Raw genomic sequence first — 16,642 nt, forward strand, 5'->3', positions numbered from 1 at the left:
CCACTGAAAATCAAGGGATTGGCCGGCAAAATACCGGCTAATGCGACGATCATGGCCTTTTCGCACCACGAACTCTCTGTGGAAAATGCCGTCATACCCTTCAGTTTGAGCCAGCCCAAGCGTCAATCGCTGGCCGGTCCAGTCACTTTCGAAATGGAGCATTTCCACAGATGAGCAGTCCAGCCCAAGTCGCACCCAAGTTCCCCGACAGCATTTTCCGCGCCTACGACATTCGCGGCACCGTCCCGGAATTTCTCAACGGCGAAACCGCTTATTGGCTCGGCCGCGCGATCGGCGCCCAGAGCCTTGCCCAGGACGAACCGAATGTTTCCGTTGGCCGCGACGGCCGCCTGTCCGGCCCGGAATTGGTCGAACGCCTGATCCAGGGCCTGGCCGACAGCGGCTGCCACGTCAGCGACGTCGGCCTGGTGCCAACACCGGCGCTGTATTACGCCGCCAACGTACTGGCCGGCAAATCCGGCGTGATGTTGACCGGCAGCCACAACCCGTCGAACTACAACGGTTTCAAGATCGTCATCGCTGGCGACACCTTGGCCAACGAACAGATCCAGGCGCTGCACGAACGCCTCAAGACCAATAACTTGAGCAGCGGCAAGGGCAGCATCACCAAGGTCGAAATCCTCGATCGCTACAACACCGAAATCGTCCAGGACATCAAACTGGCCCGTCGCCTCAAAGTCGTGGTCGACTGCGGTAACGGCGCGGCTGGCGTGATCGCCCCGCAATTGATCGAAGCGCTGAACTGCGAAGTCATCCCGCTGTTCTGCGAGGTCGACGGCAACTTCCCGAACCATCACCCGGACCCGGGCAAGCCTGAAAACCTCGTCGACCTGATCGCCAAGGTCAAGGAAACCAACGCCGACCTGGGCCTGGCCTTTGACGGCGACGGCGACCGTGTTGGCGTCGTTACCAACACCGGCAGCATCGTCTACCCGGACCGCTTGCTGATGCTGTTCGCCCGTGACGTACTGGCGCGCAACGCCGACGCGGAAATCATCTTCGACGTCAAATGCACTCGTCGCCTGACGCCGCTGATCAAGGAATACGGCGGTCGCCCACTAATGTGGAAGACCGGTCACTCGTTGATCAAAAAGAAAATGAAACAAACCGGCGCGCTGTTGGCCGGCGAAATGAGCGGGCACATCTTCTTCAAGGAGCGCTGGTTCGGTTTCGACGACGGTATCTACAGCGCCGCGCGCCTGCTGGAGATCCTCAGCAAGGAAAAATCCACCGCCGAAGAGCTATTCGCGACCTTCCCGAACGATATTTCTACGCCTGAAATCAATATCAATGTGACCGAAGAGAGCAAATTCAGCATCATTGATGCTCTGCACGACGCGAAGTGGGGCGAAGGCGCCGACCTGACCACCATCGACGGCGTGCGAGTCGACTACGCCAAAGGCTGGGGCCTAGTGCGCGCGTCCAACACCACACCGGTGCTGGTGCTGCGTTTCGAGGCCGATGACGAGGCTGAATTGCAGCGCATCAAGGACGTGTTCAAAGTCCAGTTGAAGCGCGTTGCACCTGATCTCCAACTACCGTTTTGATCTTCTGATTCACCCGGAGCCCTGAATGACCCTCGAACGCGAAGCCGCCGCCAACACCGCCAAGGTCCTGTCCGAAGCACTGCCTTACATTCGCCGCTACGTCGGCAAGACGCTGGTGATCAAATACGGCGGCAACGCGATGGAAAGCGAGGAGCTGAAAACCGGCTTCGCCCGCGACATCGTGCTGATGAAAGCCGTGGGCATCAACCCGGTGGTGGTTCACGGTGGCGGCCCGCAAATCGGCGACTTGCTCAAGCGTCTGTCGATCGAGAGTCACTTCATCGATGGCATGCGCGTGACTGACGCGCAGACCATGGACGTGGTGGAAATGGTCCTCGGCGGCCAGGTCAACAAGGACATCGTCAACCTGATCAACCGTCATGGCGGCAGCGCCATCGGCCTGACCGGCAAAGACGCCGAGCTGATCCGCGCGAAAAAGCTCACCGTGACCCGCCAGACACCGGAGATGACCCAACCGGAAATCATCGACATCGGGCAAGTGGGCGAAGTGGTCGGGATCAACACCGATTTGCTGAACCTGCTGGTCAGAGGCGATTTCATCCCGGTGATCGCGCCAATCGGCGTCGGCGCCAACGGCGAGTCGTACAACATCAACGCCGACCTGGTGGCCGGTAAAGTGGCGGAAGCGCTGAAAGCTGAAAAGCTCATGCTGCTGACCAACATCGCCGGCCTGATGGACAAGCAAGGCACGGTCCTCACCGGCCTGACCACCCAGCAAGTCGACGAACTGATCGCCGACGGCACGATCTACGGCGGCATGCTGCCGAAGATCCGTTGCGCGCTGGAAGCGGTTCAGGGCGGCGTCGGCAGCTCGCTGATCATCGATGGCCGGGTACCAAACGCGATTCTGCTGGAGATCTTCACCGATACCGGCGTGGGTACGTTGATCAGTAACCGCAAGCGTCCTTGATTCAGTAACGCCAAAAGATCGCAGCTTTCGTCAGTGCCTACAGGGTTTTCCGATAACCCTGTAGGACCTAGCGAAAGCTGCGATCTTTTTTTGCCTGCGGGAAACGTCTGACCTGATTCAGCGAAACGTCTGACATATCGCCCGGCACTAGTCCGCATAGGATCTTCCCTGAATCCACAGGAGATCTTCCCGATGCAAAAAGACCATGTTCCTTACGGCAGCGATATCTCGGCAGGTTCCTATGCGTGCATAGACTGCGGCCGCGAGTATTCAGGCCCGTCACAAAAATCGATGCCGCCCTGCCCAGACTTCAATAATTCTCCCCATCCACTGAAAGGCTGGAAGGTCCTCAGCGGCCAAGGCGATGCCGTGGAAGATCCGTACCCAAATAATGCCAACAAGTGATCTCGGGAGGCTCAGCATGCAGATCTCGTTCACGATCGACGCTCAGGCTTTCGAGCAGGAGCAAAAGGAGCCGGTCAAAAAGACCCTGAAGATTTCCGACGGCGAAATCGCTCACGCCTTACAACGGATCGCCAAGGCAAGCCTCACTGAATACCTGAAAATGCTGGTCGAAGGCGGGATGCCGAGTCGGGCCGATGAAGCCAAACAGGATCGTTTGCTGTACTTGATCCAAAGCTACTTCGGCCAGACCTTGCCGACCGAATCGCAGATTTCGACGATTTTTCAGCTGACCCAGAGCCAAAGCAAAACCCTGCTGAAAAACACGGTTTCGCGCTTTCGCAATCAGCTCGACGAGATCCTGCAGCACAGCATGCAAGCGGTCATCGAGTCTGCGGAGCACGCACAGACGGTGTATCTGGTGGTCATCAGCTCGGACGTCATCCGTGATGAGCTGAACATGCTGATCACGCAAAACGAGCCGACCTTCAAACCCATTACCAAACGCAAAGGCAGTGCCGGGCAGTTCGAAATCAGCGAGGATTCCCACGCGCTGTTGTGCCAGACGCTGGGCCTGAATGCCGTTCAGTGACATTGTCGCGGTCAGCGGCTTGCTGCTGACCCTGACCACTTTCATGTTCAACCTGGCATGGCCAAGGCTGCATGAGGCGCTGGAACTGGATGAAAATCAGTCGGGGGAACTGGCCAGGAAGCGCAGCAGGGGCAAGGTGCGGGATGTTTTGCTCGCCTGCGCATTGCCTATGACATGCGCTTTTTCGGCGTTGTTTTACGTTAACTTACCTGCCGCCGTAAGGATCATGAGCTCCAGCACACTGGACCTGTGGGACTTCGACGTGGACCGAACGCTCTACGTGTCAGTCGTCCTGGCATTGCTGGTATTTGCGCTATTCAACCTGTGGTTGGCACTGAAACTCGTAAGAAAATGGCAAAGACTGCACTAACGACGCACTCCTTGTAGGAGCGAGGCTTGCCCGCGAAAGCGGTGTATCAGCCAACGAAGATGTTGGATGTTACGGCCTCATCGCGAGCAAGCTCGCTCCCACAAGGGAATGCGGTCAGACGCCGAATTGTGCGCGGTAGGCTTCTACGGCGGGCAGGTGCTGCTTGAGCTGCGGGTCATCGGCGAGGAATTCCAGCACCTGGTTCAGCGAGACAATGCTGATCACCGGAATACCGAAATCGCGCTCCACTTCCTGGATTGCCGACAATTCGCCGTTGCCGCGCTCTTGACGATTGAGGGCGATCAGCACGCCCGCAGCCTTGGCGCCGTCCTGAGTCGCGATGATCTGCATCACTTCACGAATCGCAGTGCCGGCGGTGATGACGTCGTCGATGATCAGCACTTCGCCGCGCAGCGGTGCGCCGACCAGGCTGCCGCCTTCGCCGTGGGCCTTGGCTTCTTTACGATTGAAACACCATGGCAGATCACGCTCGTGATGCTCGGCCAGCGCCACGGCAGTGGTCGCCGCCAAAGGAATACCTTTGTACGCCGGACCAAACAGCACATCGAAGGAAATACCGCTTTCAACAATGGCTGCCGCGTAGAAACGACCCAGCTGCGCCAAGGCCGAACCGCTGTTGAACAGACCGGCATTGAAGAAGTAAGGACTGGTGCGCCCGGACTTCAGGGTGAACTCACCGAAGCGCAAAACGCCGCGATCGATGGCAAAACGAATGAAATCGCGCTGATACGCTTGCATGAAAAAAACCCCAAATACCACGGATTTAGCTAATTAGGTTGACGCCGTGTATCATACACGCACGCGATTTTTGGGGCCATTTATGCGGATCATCAGTGTGAACGTCAATGGTATTCAGGCTGCAGTGGAGCGAGGTTTGCTCAGTTGGCTGCAAGCACAGAATGCCGACGTCATCTGCCTGCAGGACACCCGCGCCTCCGCCTTTGAACTGGACGATCCAGCCTTCCAACTGGATGGCTACTTCCTTTATGCCTGCGAAGCCGAAGTACCCGCCCAAGGTGGCGTGGCTTTGTATTCGCGGCTGCAACCGAAGGCAGTCATCAGCGGTCTCGGGTTCGAGACGGCCGACCGCTACGGGCGCTACCTGCAAGCCGATTTCGATAAGGTCAGCATCGCGACCTTGCTGCTTCCTTCGGGGCAGAACGGCGATGAAGACTTGAACCAGAAGTTCAAGCTAATGGACGATTTCGCCCGTTATCTGGATAAACAGCGACGCAAACGTCGCGAGTACATTTATTGTGGCTCGCTGTACGTGGCGCAACAGAAGCTGGATATCAAGAACTGGCGCGACAGCCAGCAATCCCCGGGCTTCCTGGCACCTGAACGTGCCTGGATGGACGAGATTGTCGGCAACATGGGTTATGTCGATGCCCTGCGCGAAGTCAGCCGTGAAGGCGACCAGTACAGCTGGTGGCCGGACAACGAACAGGCTGAGATGCTCAACCTGGGCTGGCGTTTCGATTACCAGTTGCTGACTCCAGGCCTGCGCCGCTTTGTCCGCAGCGCGCGCCTGCCACGTCAGCCACGGTTCTCGCAGCACGCACCGTTGATCGTGGACTACGACTGGACGCTGACGATCTAAGCGTCGATTCGCAGAAAAAAATGCCCGTATCGCGAGATACGGGCATTTTTTATGCGCCAGGCAACACGGCCAAAACTTCAGGCAACGGCAAAAAACGGCAGCGCAAGGTACAACTTGATCACGATGACATTAATGATGTCGATGAAGAACGCCCCCACCATCGGCACCACCAGAAACGCTATCTGCGATGGCCCGTAGCGCTGCGTTACCGCCTGCATGTTAGCGATGGCCGTAGGTGTTGCACCCAGCCCGAAACCGCAGTGCCCCGCCGCCAACACCGCCGCATCGTAGTTACTGCCCATGATTCTGAACGTCACGAAAATTGCAAACAACGCCATGACCAGCGCTTGCGCAGCCAGAATGATGAAGATCGGCAGGGCCAGTGCCGCCAGGTCCCACAGTTTCAGCGACATCAAGGCAATCGCCAGAAACAGCGACAGGCTGACGTTACCCAACACGGACACTTCACGCTCGAATACCTGATACAAGCCCAGCGCTGAAAGCCCATTGCGTAAAACCACACCAATGAACAGGACGCAGACGAAAGTCGGCAATTCAAGCGCGGTTCCTTGCAGCAAACCATTCAGAAGATTGCCGACCAATAAGCTCACTGCAATCAGCGCGAGGGTTTCGATAAACGAAAATGGCGTGATCGAACGCTCTTTGTTCGGCTGCTCAAAGCCTTTTGGCAAGCGTGGCGCCTCTTGAGTGTGGCAGCCAGGTACTTGAACCCGCTTGATCAGCAGGCGGGCGACCGGGCCGCCAATCAAGCCACCCAACACCAGGCCAAACGTTGCAGAGGCAATCGCCAGCTCGGAGGCAGACGCCAGACCGTACTTCTCACTGAACACCGTCCCCCACGCAGCGCCTGTACCATGACCGCCCGACAACGTAATCGAGCCAGTCAGCAGCCCCATCAGCGGATCGAGCCCGAGCATGGTTGCGAGGCCGATGCCCATGGCGTTCTGGACGATCAGAAGTCCGGCCACTGCCAGCAGAAAAACGCCTACTACGCGACCGCCCTTCTTCAGGCTGGCGAAGTCGGCACTCAAGCCGATCGTGGCAAAAAAAGCCAACATCAACGGCGTCTGCAACGAAGTATCGAAACGGACTTCAATATCAAACGTTCGTGACACCAGCAGAGCCAGGGCAACCACCAAACCGCCAGCAACGGGTTCGGGAATATTGTAATTACGCAGGCAAGCCACGCGTGTAACAAGTCCGCGCCCCAGCAAAAGCACTAAGGAAGCGGCCACCAGCGTTCCATAAAAGTCGAGCTGAATCATTGGAATTGTTCTTGGCTATATATTCAGAGGCGAACTTTTTACCCGCGCACGCCTGATGAATCGGCTGAGTATCTCAACACTGATTGGCTGAAATTCAAGGACCTTCGTTGGCTTGAATATGTCGATATATTTCTAAGTAAATATAACGTGGGGCAACTCTAACAATCGCAAAGTCTGATTGCCAAGAAAGCAGCTAACTTAGAGGCATTGAAGTTGTGACTTAAGATGTAAGAGTCATATTTTATTAAAGAATGCGCGCGTGGTTATCACAGATATCGCGCGCCCTCTATGTCAAATCTGTTAATTGAATTATAAAAATACAAATGCCCTGACAAGTCAGGGCATTTGGTTACAAGCGGCAATCTGAGGGCGGGGCTGATTGGGCCGTTACTTGATCAACCGCAAAGTGAACGGATACCGATAAGGCACACCTTCATTGGCTTTTACGCCAGCGATGATCGTCAGTACCAGACCTGCGATGGCGATCAGACCCAGCAGGAAAAACCCGATGACCACCAATATCAAAAAGAACGAGATGGTCGCGGCGATGGCAACGGTGATCTGAAAATTCAGCGCTTCCTTGCCCTGCGCATCAATGAACGGGTCACTTTCGCGCTTCATCTGCCAGAGGATCAGCGGGCCGATCAACGTACCAAATGGAATCCAGATCCCCAACAAGGCGGACAAGTGACAAAACATCGCCCACTGCCGAGCCTCTTGGCTCGGGGTAGGAAGTAACTCTTGCCCATCACTCATAACATCCTCCTTGGTGTGAAAAACGACTCGCTCAGTCAGCCAATGCAGCTTTTTGCAGTTCGAAAATCTCGTTCATGCCTTTCTTGGCCAATTCCAGCATGGCGTTCAGGTCTTCCGGCTGGAACGGCGCGCCTTCAGCGGTGCCCTGGACTTCGATGAAGCCGCCAGTGCTGGTCATTACCACGTTCAGGTCAGTCTCGGCAGCCGAGTCTTCCAGGTAATCGAGGTCAAGCACAGCCTCGCCCTGGTACATGCCGACCGAAACGGCTGCGATCATTTGCTTGAGCGGGTCGCCACCTTTCAGGCCGCCGCGCTTCTTGATCACTTTCAACGCATCGACCAGTGCAACCATGGCGCCGGTGATGGAGGCAGTGCGGGTGCCGCCGTCAGCCTGGATCACGTCGCAATCGACGTACAGGGTAACGTCGCCGAGCTTCGACATGTCCAGCGCGGCGCGCAGCGAACGGCCGATCAGGCGCTGGATTTCCAGCGTACGGCCGCCTTGCTTGCCGCGGCTCGCTTCACGCTGGTTACGCTCGCCAGTGGCGCGCGGCAGCATGCCGTATTCAGCGGTCAACCAGCCTTGGCCCTGACCTTTGAGGAAACGTGGCACGCCGTTTTCGACGCTGACGGTGCAGATGACTTTGGTGTCACCGAACTCGACCAGCACAGAACCCTCGGCGTGTTTGGTGTAGTTGCGGGTAATGCGGATCGAGCGGAGCTGATCGGCAACGCGACCACTTGGACGTTTCATAGGGAATACCTGTACTGGGGACGGAAAACTGCCGAGCATTATAGAGCCGCGAGCCGCGAGTGGGCACGCCTAAAAAATCCAGCCGACGGCTGAAGCCCGCGAAATTGCCTTAACCGACGGCCTGCAGCCCTTTGTCACAGGGTGTGTTTGGGCGCATCCGCCGCACTGCGCTACAATCCTGCGCCTTTGCTGCCAGTCGGCTCACATTCATTGATATCGGGTTCGCGAAGCCAAGGTTTCGCGCCAGCCTGCACTGCGAGGTACCTCCATGGTGCACAGCATGACCGCCTTCGCCCGCGTCGAATCCGCCGGCGTCCAAGGCACCCTGAGCTGGGAGCTGCGCTCGGTCAACAGCCGCTACCTGGAACCGCATCTGCGTCTGCCGGAATCCTTTCGCGACCTCGAAGGCGCCGTTCGCGAAGCGCTGCGCCAAGGGTTGTCGCGCGGCAAACTGGAATGCACCTTGCGCTTCACCGAGGAAAGCACCGGCAAAACCCTGCAAGTGGACCGCGAACGCGCCGCGCAACTGGTTGCCGCCGCTGAAACAATTGCCGACCTGATCAAGAACCCGGCCGCGCTGAACCCGCTGGAAGTGCTCGCCTGGCCCGGCGTGCTGGTGGGCGACGCGGCGGACCCGCAAGCCTTGAACGCTGAGGCCCTGGCGCTGTTCACCCAAGGCCTGAAGGAATTGAAAGCTGGCCGCGAGCGCGAAGGCGCGGAGCTGGCCCGGCTGATCAATGACCGCCTGACCTCTATTGAAGAAGACGTCGTGACCCTGCGCGGGCTGGTCCCGCAAATGCTCGCCACCCAGCGCCAGAAAGTCCTCGACCGCTTTGCCGACATGAAAGCCGAGATGGACCCGCAACGCCTGGAACAGGAAATGGTCATGCTCGCGCAAAAGAGCGACGTCGCCGAAGAACTGGATCGCCTGAGCACTCACATCATCGAAGTTCGCCGGGTGCTCAAGTCCGGCGGGGCCGCCGGTCGGCGCCTCGACTTCCTGATGCAGGAACTCAACCGCGAAGCCAACACACTGGGCTCCAAAGCCTTCGACCCGCGCAGCACCACGGCGGCGGTCAACCTCAAAGTGTTGATCGAGCAGATGCGCGAACAAGTGCAGAATATTGAGTAAGGCAACCCCGACATGACCCACAGCACCGGCACCCTTTACATCATTTCCGCCCCATCGGGCGCGGGCAAGAGCAGCCTGGTCAAGGCCTTGACCGACGCTGACCAAGAGATTCGCGTCTCGGTTTCGCACACCACCCGAGCCATGCGCCCCGGTGAAGTGAACGGCGTGAACTATCACTTCGTCACGCGCGAAGCGTTCGTGAAGATGGGCGAACACGGCGATTTCCTCGAGCGCGCTGAAGTCTTCGGCAACCTCTATGGCACCTCGCAAAGTCACCTCCAGCAGACGCTGGATGCGGGCCACGACCTTATCCTGGAAATCGACTGGCAGGGCGCCGAGCAAGTGCGCAAGTTGATGCCGCAAGCGCGCTCGATCTTCATTTTGCCGCCATCGCTGGAAGCGTTGCACCAGCGCCTGACCAATCGTGGCCAGGACAGCGACGAAATCATCGACGGGCGGATGCGTGAAGCGGTCAGCGAGATGAGCCACTACGTCGACTACGACTACCTGATCATCAACGACAATTTCGCCCACGCACTGCGCGACCTGCAGGCGATTTTCCGTGCCAATCAGCTGCATCAAAAGCGTCAGCAGCAGCGCAACGGAAAACTTTTGGCCGAATTGCTTGGCTGACAAGCGCTTAATCAGCTCTTCCCAAAACCGCTGCAAGGGCTTTACATTGGCACTTGCAGCGCGTTGAAGGGCTTGGTCAAAAAATCAGCGCTTCCCTAAACGCTGGTGATTTTTTAAACTGTCGAGTCCGCTCGCCCAACCGGGCAGCGCGCATATTGCATTCGCTCCGAGGAATACCATGGCCCGCGTAACTGTTGAAGACTGCCTGAACCACGTGGAAAACCGTTTTGAGCTGGTCATGCTGTCCACCAAACGTGCCCGTCAACTGGCCACCGGCGGCAAAGAGCCACTGGTTCAGTGGGAAAACGACAAGCCTACCGTTGTAGCGCTGCGTGAAATCGCTGAAGGCCTGATGAGCTATGAGTTCATCGCCAATGCTGAAATCGTCGAAGACGAACCGCTGTTCGCAGCGTTCGAGGACGAGTCCAACGAGGCCGTCTAAGCCTATGCCTGGTCGACGTAGCACGGCGCGGGGTCACAGCCAACGGCAGGAGTTAATACTTTGCCGAGCATAGACGCCCTCGCCGATCGCTTATCGACCTACCTCGGCAAGGACCAGGTCAACCTGGTCCGCCGAGCGTATTTCTACGCCGAACAAGCCCACGACGGCCAACGCCGCCGCAGCGGCGAGGCGTACGTCACGCACCCTCTTGCGGTGGCGAATATTCTTGCCGACATGCACATGGACCATCAGAGTTTGATGGCCGCAATGCTGCATGACGTGATCGAAGACACCGGGATTGCCAAAGAAGCGCTGCAAGCGCAGTTCGGCGAAACCGTGGCCGAACTGGTCGACGGGGTCAGCAAACTGACCCAGATGAACTTCGAGACCAAAGCCGAAGCCCAGGCCGAAAACTTCCAGAAAATGGCCATGGCCATGGCGCGCGACATTCGCGTGATCCTGGTCAAGCTCGCCGACCGCCTGCACAACATGCGCACGCTGGAAGTGCTGTCCGGCGAAAAACGCCGACGCATCGCCAAGGAAACCCTGGAAATCTATGCGCCCATCGCCAACCGGCTGGGCATGCACGCCATCCGCATAGAATTCGAAGACCTCGGCTTCAAAGCCATGCACCCGATGCGTTCCGCGCGGATCAACCAGGCCGTCAAGCGCGCCCGGGGCAACCGCAAGGAAATCGTCAACAAGATCGAAGAATCCCTGAGCCACTGCCTGGCGATTGATGAAATCCAGGGCGAAGTCAGCGGACGCCAAAAGCACCTCTACGGCATCTACAAGAAAATGCGCGGCAAGCGTCGGGCCTTCAACGAGATCATGGACGTCTACGCGTTCCGGATCATCGTCGACAAGGTCGACACCTGCTACCGCGTACTGGGCGCTGTACATAATTTGTACAAACCGTTGCCGGGGCGCTTCAAGGATTACATCGCGATCCCCAAGGCCAACGGCTATCAGTCGCTGCACACCACGCTGTTCGGCATGCACGGCGTACCGATCGAAATCCAGATCCGCACCCGTGAAATGGAAGAGATGGCCAACAATGGCATCGCCGCCCATTGGCTGTACAAATCCAGCGGCGACGAGCAGCCCAAAGGCACTCACGCCCGCGCCCGCCAATGGGTCAAAGGCGTGCTGGAAATGCAGCAACGTGCCGGCAACTCGCTGGAATTCATCGAGAGCGTGAAGATTGACCTGTTCCCGGACGAGGTCTACGTGTTCACGCCGAAGGGCCGGATCATGGAGCTGCCCAAAGGCTCCACGGCAGTCGACTTTGCCTACGCGGTGCACACCGACGTCGGCAACAGCTGCATTGCCTGCCGGATCAACCGCCGTCTCGCGCCGCTGTCCGAACCGCTGCAAAGCGGCTCCACGGTCGAGATCGTCAGCGCCCCCGGTGCCCGGCCAAACCCGGCATGGCTCAACTTCGTAGTCACCGGCAAGGCGCGCACGCACATCCGCCACGCGCTGAAACTGCAACGCCGCTCCGAGTCCATCAGCCTCGGCGAACGCCTGTTGAACAAGGTGCTCAACGGTTTCGACAGCAGCCTGGAAAAAATCGCCGCCGAACGCGTCAAGGCAATGCTCGCCGAGTACCGCCTCGAACTGATCGAAGACTTGCTCGAAGACATCGGCCTGGGCAATCGCATGGCGTACGTGGTCGCGCGCCGACTGCTGGGCGAAGGCGAACAGTTGCCAAGCCCGGAAGGTCCGCTGGCGATTCGCGGCACCGAAGGTCTGGTGCTGAGCTACGCCAAGTGCTGCACGCCGATCCCGGGCGACCCGATTGTCGGCCATCTGTCGGCGGGCAAAGGCATGGTCGTGCATCTGGACAACTGCCGCAACATCAGCGAAATCAGGCACAACCCGGAAAAATGCATCCAGCTCTCGTGGGCCAAGGATGTTACCGGCGAATTCAACGTCGAACTGCGCGTCGAGCTGGAACACCAGCGCGGCCTGATCGCTCTGCTGGCCAGCAGCGTCAACGCGGCCGACGGCAATATAGAAAAAATCAGCATGGACGAACGCGATGGTCGCATCAGCGTGGTCCAACTGGTGGTCAGCGTGCACGACCGTGTGCACCTGGCTCGTGTGATCAAGAAACTGCGCGCCTTGACCGGGGTGATCCGCATCACCCGCATGCGTGCGTAGCCCACCCATTACAAGGAGTCATTCATGACCAAAACAGTTATCACCAGCGACAAGGCCCCGGCCGCCATCGGTACTTATTCCCAGGCGATCAAGGCTGGCAATACCGTTTACATGTCGGGTCAAATTCCGCTGGACCCAAAAACCATGGAACTGGTTGAAGGCTTCGAAGCCCAGACCGTCCAGGTGTTCGAGAACCTCAAGTCCGTGGCTGAAGCCGCCGGTGGTTCGTTCAAGGACATCGTCAAACTCAACATCTTCCTCACCGACCTGAGCCACTTCGCCAAGGTCAACGAGATCATGGGCAAGTACTTTGAACAGCCCTACCCTGCCCGCGCCGCCATCGGCGTTGCCGCCCTGCCAAAGGGTTCGCAGGTAGAAATGGACGCCATTCTGGTCATCGAGTAATACATCCGGCGCAGCCCTCACAGGCTGCGCCGGCTGATCTTTTGTAAGAAAGGTTTTTGAAAGGATTCCAACATGCGCAAAGCGCTTGCCCTCTCCTTGTTCGCCGTTTTCCTCGGCGGCTGCGCCAGCGATCCTGCCGACCGCGACATCAGCGGCACCTGGATCAACCAGGTGGCCATCGATGCTGCCGCTCAGGGCGGTCCGCTGCGTGAAGCGCTGCAGGCTTACGGCCCGAACCTGGAATGGGACGTCAACACCAAGGCCAATCAGGCCCGCTACACCAACGGTTTTGAAAACGTCGAAGGCAAGCTGCTGGCCGACGAGTCCGGCGCCTGGAAGGTCGACTTCTATGGCAGTTCCGCCAGCGAACTGCGCCGCGACGGCAAGCAACTGAGCCAGGTCGCCAGCGACAACGAACCGGCGCAGGTTTTCGACCGCGCAGTGATTCAAGTGCCGGACGGCGCGCCGATTGGCGCCAGTTTCGAACGCGCGCTGTACACCGCTTACATGGGCGGCAGCTGGAAAGTCATCAGCGGCCCGGGCGAGGGCAACACCGTGCAATTTCAGGCGGATGGCCAAGTCACCGGCCTGACCGGGGCGGACCGTTATGCGTTATGTCTGGCCGGCGATTGCGCGTCGATGAGCGGCGGCAATGACAGCATGTGGCTGCAACTCAACGGCCAGGGCAACACGTGGGTGTTTGCGCGCAAGGGCAAGGAACTGGAGATTTTCCCAACCGTGAACGCGTCGATGGCTGATGAAATGCCGTCGTTCACGCCGGGTGATCGCAAGTGGTTGCTGGAGAAGCAGTAACAGCGAAATCCTTGTAGGAGCGAGGCTTGCCCGCGAAAGCTTCATAAATGCCGACGTAGATGTTGGATGTTATGACGCCTTCGCGGGCAAGCCTCGCTCCTACAATGCTTCGGGGTTTGGACGTCAGCAGCGGCCCTCGAGAATTGCCGCATAACCTTCGCGGTAGGTTGGGTATTGCGGCACCCAGCCCAACGCCTTCGCCCGAGCATTGCTGCAGCGCTTGCTCCCCGCCCGACGCACGCTCGCGTCCTCGGCCCATTCGGTCACGCCCAGATACTCGCGCAACCAGCCAACCACTTCGGCCAGGGGCGCCGGCGCATCGTCGACGCCTATATAGACGTCATCCAGCGCCACACCGCGCTCATTCGCTTCAAGCAGATACGCCATCAACCCCGCCGCGTCATCGGCGTGAATGCGGTTGCCGTACAGCGGCGGATCAAGCGCCACCCGATAACCGCGCCGTACCTGAGTCAGCAGCCACTCGCGGCCCGGCCCGTAAATACCCGTCAGCCGCACAATGCTCGCGGGGATGCCGCTGTCGAGCGCCACTTGCTCGGCTTCGAGCATCAACCGCCCGGAATAACCGCTACCGGCGACGGTCGGCGAGGTCTCATCGACCCATTCCCCTTCCTGCTGGCCGTAGACGCTGCTGCTCGAAACGAACAACAGGCGTTTTGGCACCTGGCCGTAATCGCCCAGCCACTCCAGCACGTGCTGCAAACCCTCGACATAAGCGGCGCGATAACCCGCCTCATCGTGATCGGTCGCGGCCGCGCAATACACCAGGTAATCCACCGCGCCGATCGGCCAGGTGTCCGGGCAGTCTTTATTGAACAGGTCACCGGCAACGCCGATCACCCCTTCGGGCAGCCGCGAGATATTCCGGCGCAAGCCATGAACCTCCCAGCCTGAAACCAGTAATTGCTTAGCCAGACGGCTGCCAACATCACCGCAGCCGGCGATCAAAACAGAAGGCGCGGACATCAGAAAACTCCTCCGGGAAAGGTACAGACTAGCTTCCGCACAGGACGAGCGGCTAGCAATGAAGGAAAAAAAGATACTCTATTACTTTTGTTAACAAGAATTACTTGCAATAATGCCCGCCACTTTTGTTCTCGGCCTTCGAGGCCTGGAAGAACATTTACCGTCTTTTTTTCTCAGGTCCGGCCAGCATGACACGCAATCAATTCCCCGCTTCGCCTACCAAACGACCTCGCGCCTGGAGCGCTGTGGCCGCTCTGTTGCTCAGCCTGATGATCGCACCGGTCACCGCTTTTGCTGATGCGCAAGCGCCAGCCGCTCCGGCCGCCGCTGCTACTGAAGCGGCGCCGGCACCTGCCCCAGCCGCGCCAGTCGCCGCGCCTGCTGCTGCCGACCCGGCCCCGGCCATCGATGCTTCCGTTGCAGATGCTCCGGAAGTGCTCGAACCGGACAACACGCTGGGCATGGCCCACGACCTGTCGCCATGGGGCATGTACCAGAACGCCGATATCATCGTCAAAATCGTGATGATTGGCCTGGCCATCGCGTCGATCATTACCTGGACCATCTGGATCGCCAAAGGCTTCGAGCTGATGGGCGCCAAGCGTCGTCTGCGTAACGAAATCGTCCACCTGAAAAAAGCCACCACCCTTAAAGAAGCCAGCGCTTCAGCGACCAAGCAAGGCACCCTCGCCAATCTGCTGGTCCACGACGCGCTGGAAGAAATGCGCCTGTCGGCCAACAGCCGCGAAAAAGAAGGCATCAAGGAACGTGTGAGCTTCCGTCTCGAGCGCCTCGTCGCCGCGTGCGGTCGCAACATGAGCAACGGCACCGGCGTACTCGCCACCATCGGTTCCACCGCGCCGTTCGTGGGCCTGTTCGGTACCGTGTGGGGCATCATGAACAGCTTCATCGGCATCGCCAAAACCCAGACCACCAACCTCGCCGTCGTCGCTCCGGGTATCGCCGAAGCCTTGCTGGCTACCGCGCTGGGCCTGGTTGCAGCGATTCCGGCCGTGGTCATCTACAACGTCTTCGCCCGCTCCATCGCCGGTTACAAGGCGCAGGTGTCGGACGCCTCTGCTGAAGTCCTGTTGCTGGTCAGCCGTGATCTCGATCACCTGCCGACCGCTGAGCGCTCCCCGCAGCCCCACGTGGTCAAAGTAGGGTAATCAGCCATGGGCTTGCATTTGAAAGAAGGTGCGGACGACGATCTGCACGAGAACCACGAAATCAACGTCACGCCGTTTATCGACGTGATGCTGGTGCTGTTGATCATCTTCATGGTGGCCGCGCCGTTGGCCACCGTGGACATCAAGGTCGACTTGCCTGCCTCCAGCGCCAAACCGGCGCCACGGCCAGAGAAACCGGTGTTCCTCAGCGTCAAGGCTGACCAGCGCCTGTTCCTCGGTGAAGACGAAGTGAAGGTCGAAACCCTCGGCGCCACACTCGACGCCCGGACCCAGGGCAAGAAAGACACGACGATCTTCTTCCAGGCCGATAAAGGCGTGGATTACGGCGATCTGATGAGTGTGATGGACAGCCTGCGCTCGGCCGGTTACCTGAAGGTCGGTCTGGTCGGGCTTGAGACGGCAGTCAAGAAATGATCACGACGCGCCATAAGCTGACGCGTTACAGCGGGAGCCTGGCCGTGGTGCTCGGCGTGCATGCGCTGGCCATCGCGCTGGCGGTGAACTGGACCGCGCGCCCGCCGATCGAGCTGCCACCGCAGGCGATGATGGTCGAGTTGGCGCCGGTTCCGGCCCCGCCACCGCCCGCCCCGTCAAAGG

General features: G+C 58.9%; 18 protein-coding genes and 2 pseudogenes. 15 read left to right on the forward strand and 5 right to left on the reverse strand.

The genetic code is table 11. The features are described 5' to 3' along the window. Positions 1 to 191 precede the first annotated feature (191 nt). The 5 genes and pseudogenes from BI292_RS14620 to BI292_RS14640 form a co-directional block, all read left to right on the forward strand. Positions 192 to 1,568: pseudogene (locus BI292_RS14620) on the forward strand (phosphomannomutase/phosphoglucomutase); the annotation flags it as partial. Positions 1,569 to 1,593: 25 nt separating this feature from the next. Beyond that, on the forward strand, positions 1,594 to 2,499 hold the full coding sequence (argB, locus tag BI292_RS14625; RefSeq protein ID WP_092276181.1) for an acetylglutamate kinase: 906 nt from the start codon (positions 1,594 to 1,596) through the stop codon (positions 2,497 to 2,499). 192 nt (positions 2,500 to 2,691) lie between these two features. Beyond that, positions 2,692 to 2,904 carry a hypothetical protein gene (locus tag BI292_RS14630; protein ID WP_101208266.1) on the forward strand — a complete coding sequence of 71 codons (213 nt, stop codon included), beginning with the start codon at positions 2,692 to 2,694 and terminating at the stop codon, positions 2,902 to 2,904. 16 nt (positions 2,905 to 2,920) lie between these two features. Further along, positions 2,921 to 3,493, forward strand: a complete 573-nt coding sequence (locus tag BI292_RS14635; RefSeq protein ID WP_101208267.1) for a hypothetical protein — start codon at positions 2,921 to 2,923, stop codon at positions 3,491 to 3,493. Then, complete coding sequence (locus BI292_RS14640) at positions 3,480 to 3,863, forward strand: hypothetical protein (RefSeq protein ID WP_101208268.1); 384 nt, start codon at positions 3,480 to 3,482, stop codon at positions 3,861 to 3,863. The genes BI292_RS14635 and BI292_RS14640 overlap by 14 nt, the downstream gene beginning before the upstream one ends. A gap of 114 nt (positions 3,864 to 3,977) precedes the next feature. On the opposite strand, the gene pyrE is transcribed toward BI292_RS14640, so the two are convergent. Continuing rightward, complete coding sequence (gene pyrE, locus BI292_RS14645) at positions 3,978 to 4,622, reverse strand: orotate phosphoribosyltransferase (RefSeq protein ID WP_101208269.1); 645 nt, start codon at positions 4,620 to 4,622, stop codon at positions 3,978 to 3,980. Positions 4,623 to 4,704: 82 nt separating this feature from the next. Between pyrE and BI292_RS14650 the strand changes: the two genes are divergently transcribed. After that, positions 4,705 to 5,484: an exodeoxyribonuclease III gene (locus BI292_RS14650; RefSeq protein ID WP_007934608.1), complete on the forward strand. Its 780-nt coding sequence runs from the start codon at positions 4,705 to 4,707 to the stop codon at positions 5,482 to 5,484. Between the two features lie 77 nt (positions 5,485 to 5,561). Here BI292_RS14650 and gltS read toward each other — a convergent pair whose 3' ends face one another. The 3 genes from gltS to rph all read right to left on the reverse strand — a co-directional run bounded on the left by gltS (position 5,562) and on the right by rph (position 8,280). Beyond that, positions 5,562 to 6,770, reverse strand: coding sequence for a sodium/glutamate symporter (gene gltS / locus BI292_RS14655; protein WP_101208270.1), 1,209 nt, complete (start codon positions 6,768 to 6,770; stop codon positions 5,562 to 5,564). Positions 6,771 to 7,157: 387 nt separating this feature from the next. Continuing rightward, positions 7,158 to 7,526 (reverse strand): DUF4870 domain-containing protein, encoded by a 369-nt coding sequence (locus tag BI292_RS14660; protein ID WP_092276163.1) that lies wholly within the window; start codon positions 7,524 to 7,526, stop codon positions 7,158 to 7,160. A 31-nt stretch (positions 7,527 to 7,557) separates the two neighbouring features. Further along, the gene (gene rph / locus BI292_RS14665) at positions 7,558 to 8,280 is read right to left on the reverse strand and encodes a ribonuclease PH (RefSeq protein WP_092276160.1); all 723 of its coding nucleotides are present in this window, start codon (positions 8,278 to 8,280) and stop codon (positions 7,558 to 7,560) included. 268 nt (positions 8,281 to 8,548) lie between these two features. Between rph and BI292_RS14670 the strand changes: the two genes are divergently transcribed. From BI292_RS14670 to BI292_RS14695, 6 genes are all read left to right on the forward strand, one after another. After that, positions 8,549 to 9,412 (forward strand): YicC/YloC family endoribonuclease, encoded by an 864-nt coding sequence (locus BI292_RS14670; RefSeq protein WP_092276157.1) that lies wholly within the window; start codon positions 8,549 to 8,551, stop codon positions 9,410 to 9,412. A gap of 12 nt (positions 9,413 to 9,424) precedes the next feature. Then, complete coding sequence (gene gmk, locus BI292_RS14675) at positions 9,425 to 10,045, forward strand: guanylate kinase (RefSeq protein ID WP_092276154.1); 621 nt, start codon at positions 9,425 to 9,427, stop codon at positions 10,043 to 10,045. A gap of 178 nt (positions 10,046 to 10,223) precedes the next feature. Continuing rightward, complete coding sequence (gene rpoZ, locus BI292_RS14680; RefSeq protein WP_007894670.1) at positions 10,224 to 10,487, forward strand: DNA-directed RNA polymerase subunit omega; 264 nt, start codon at positions 10,224 to 10,226, stop codon at positions 10,485 to 10,487. Between the two features lie 60 nt (positions 10,488 to 10,547). Then, the gene (gene spoT, locus BI292_RS14685) at positions 10,548 to 12,653 is read left to right on the forward strand and encodes a bifunctional GTP diphosphokinase/guanosine-3',5'-bis pyrophosphate 3'-pyrophosphohydrolase (protein WP_092276150.1); all 2,106 of its coding nucleotides are present in this window, start codon (positions 10,548 to 10,550) and stop codon (positions 12,651 to 12,653) included. A gap of 24 nt (positions 12,654 to 12,677) precedes the next feature. Next, a complete protein-coding gene (locus BI292_RS14690; RefSeq protein WP_025130815.1) occupies positions 12,678 to 13,058 on the forward strand; it encodes a RidA family protein in 381 nt (126 codons plus the stop codon). Positions 13,059 to 13,130: 72 nt separating this feature from the next. Then, entirely contained in the window at positions 13,131 to 13,871 is a 741-nt protein-coding gene (locus tag BI292_RS14695) for a hypothetical protein (protein WP_101208271.1), read from the forward strand. A 123-nt stretch (positions 13,872 to 13,994) separates the two neighbouring features. On the opposite strand, the gene BI292_RS14700 is transcribed toward BI292_RS14695, so the two are convergent. Then, complete coding sequence (locus BI292_RS14700; RefSeq protein ID WP_092276144.1) at positions 13,995 to 14,855, reverse strand: SDR family oxidoreductase; 861 nt, start codon at positions 14,853 to 14,855, stop codon at positions 13,995 to 13,997. Between the two features lie 188 nt (positions 14,856 to 15,043). On the opposite strand from BI292_RS14700, the gene exbB reads away from it, so the two are divergent. The 3 genes and pseudogenes from exbB to BI292_RS14715 form a co-directional block, all read left to right on the forward strand. Further along, positions 15,044 to 16,024 carry a tonB-system energizer ExbB gene (gene exbB, locus BI292_RS14705; protein WP_101208273.1) on the forward strand — a complete coding sequence of 327 codons (981 nt, stop codon included), beginning with the start codon at positions 15,044 to 15,046 and terminating at the stop codon, positions 16,022 to 16,024. Positions 16,025 to 16,030: 6 nt separating this feature from the next. Next, positions 16,031 to 16,459, forward strand: a complete 429-nt coding sequence (exbD, locus tag BI292_RS14710; RefSeq protein WP_092276141.1) for a TonB system transport protein ExbD — start codon at positions 16,031 to 16,033, stop codon at positions 16,457 to 16,459. Then, a pseudogene (locus BI292_RS14715) lies at positions 16,456 to 16,642 on the forward strand (energy transducer TonB); the annotation flags it as partial. The gene exbD and the pseudogene BI292_RS14715, both read left to right, overlap by 4 nt.

It is taken from the genome of Pseudomonas sp. 43NM1 (genome assembly GCF_002836905.1).
GTDB classification, from domain to species: Bacteria; Pseudomonadota; Gammaproteobacteria; order Pseudomonadales; family Pseudomonadaceae; genus Aquipseudomonas; species Aquipseudomonas prosekii.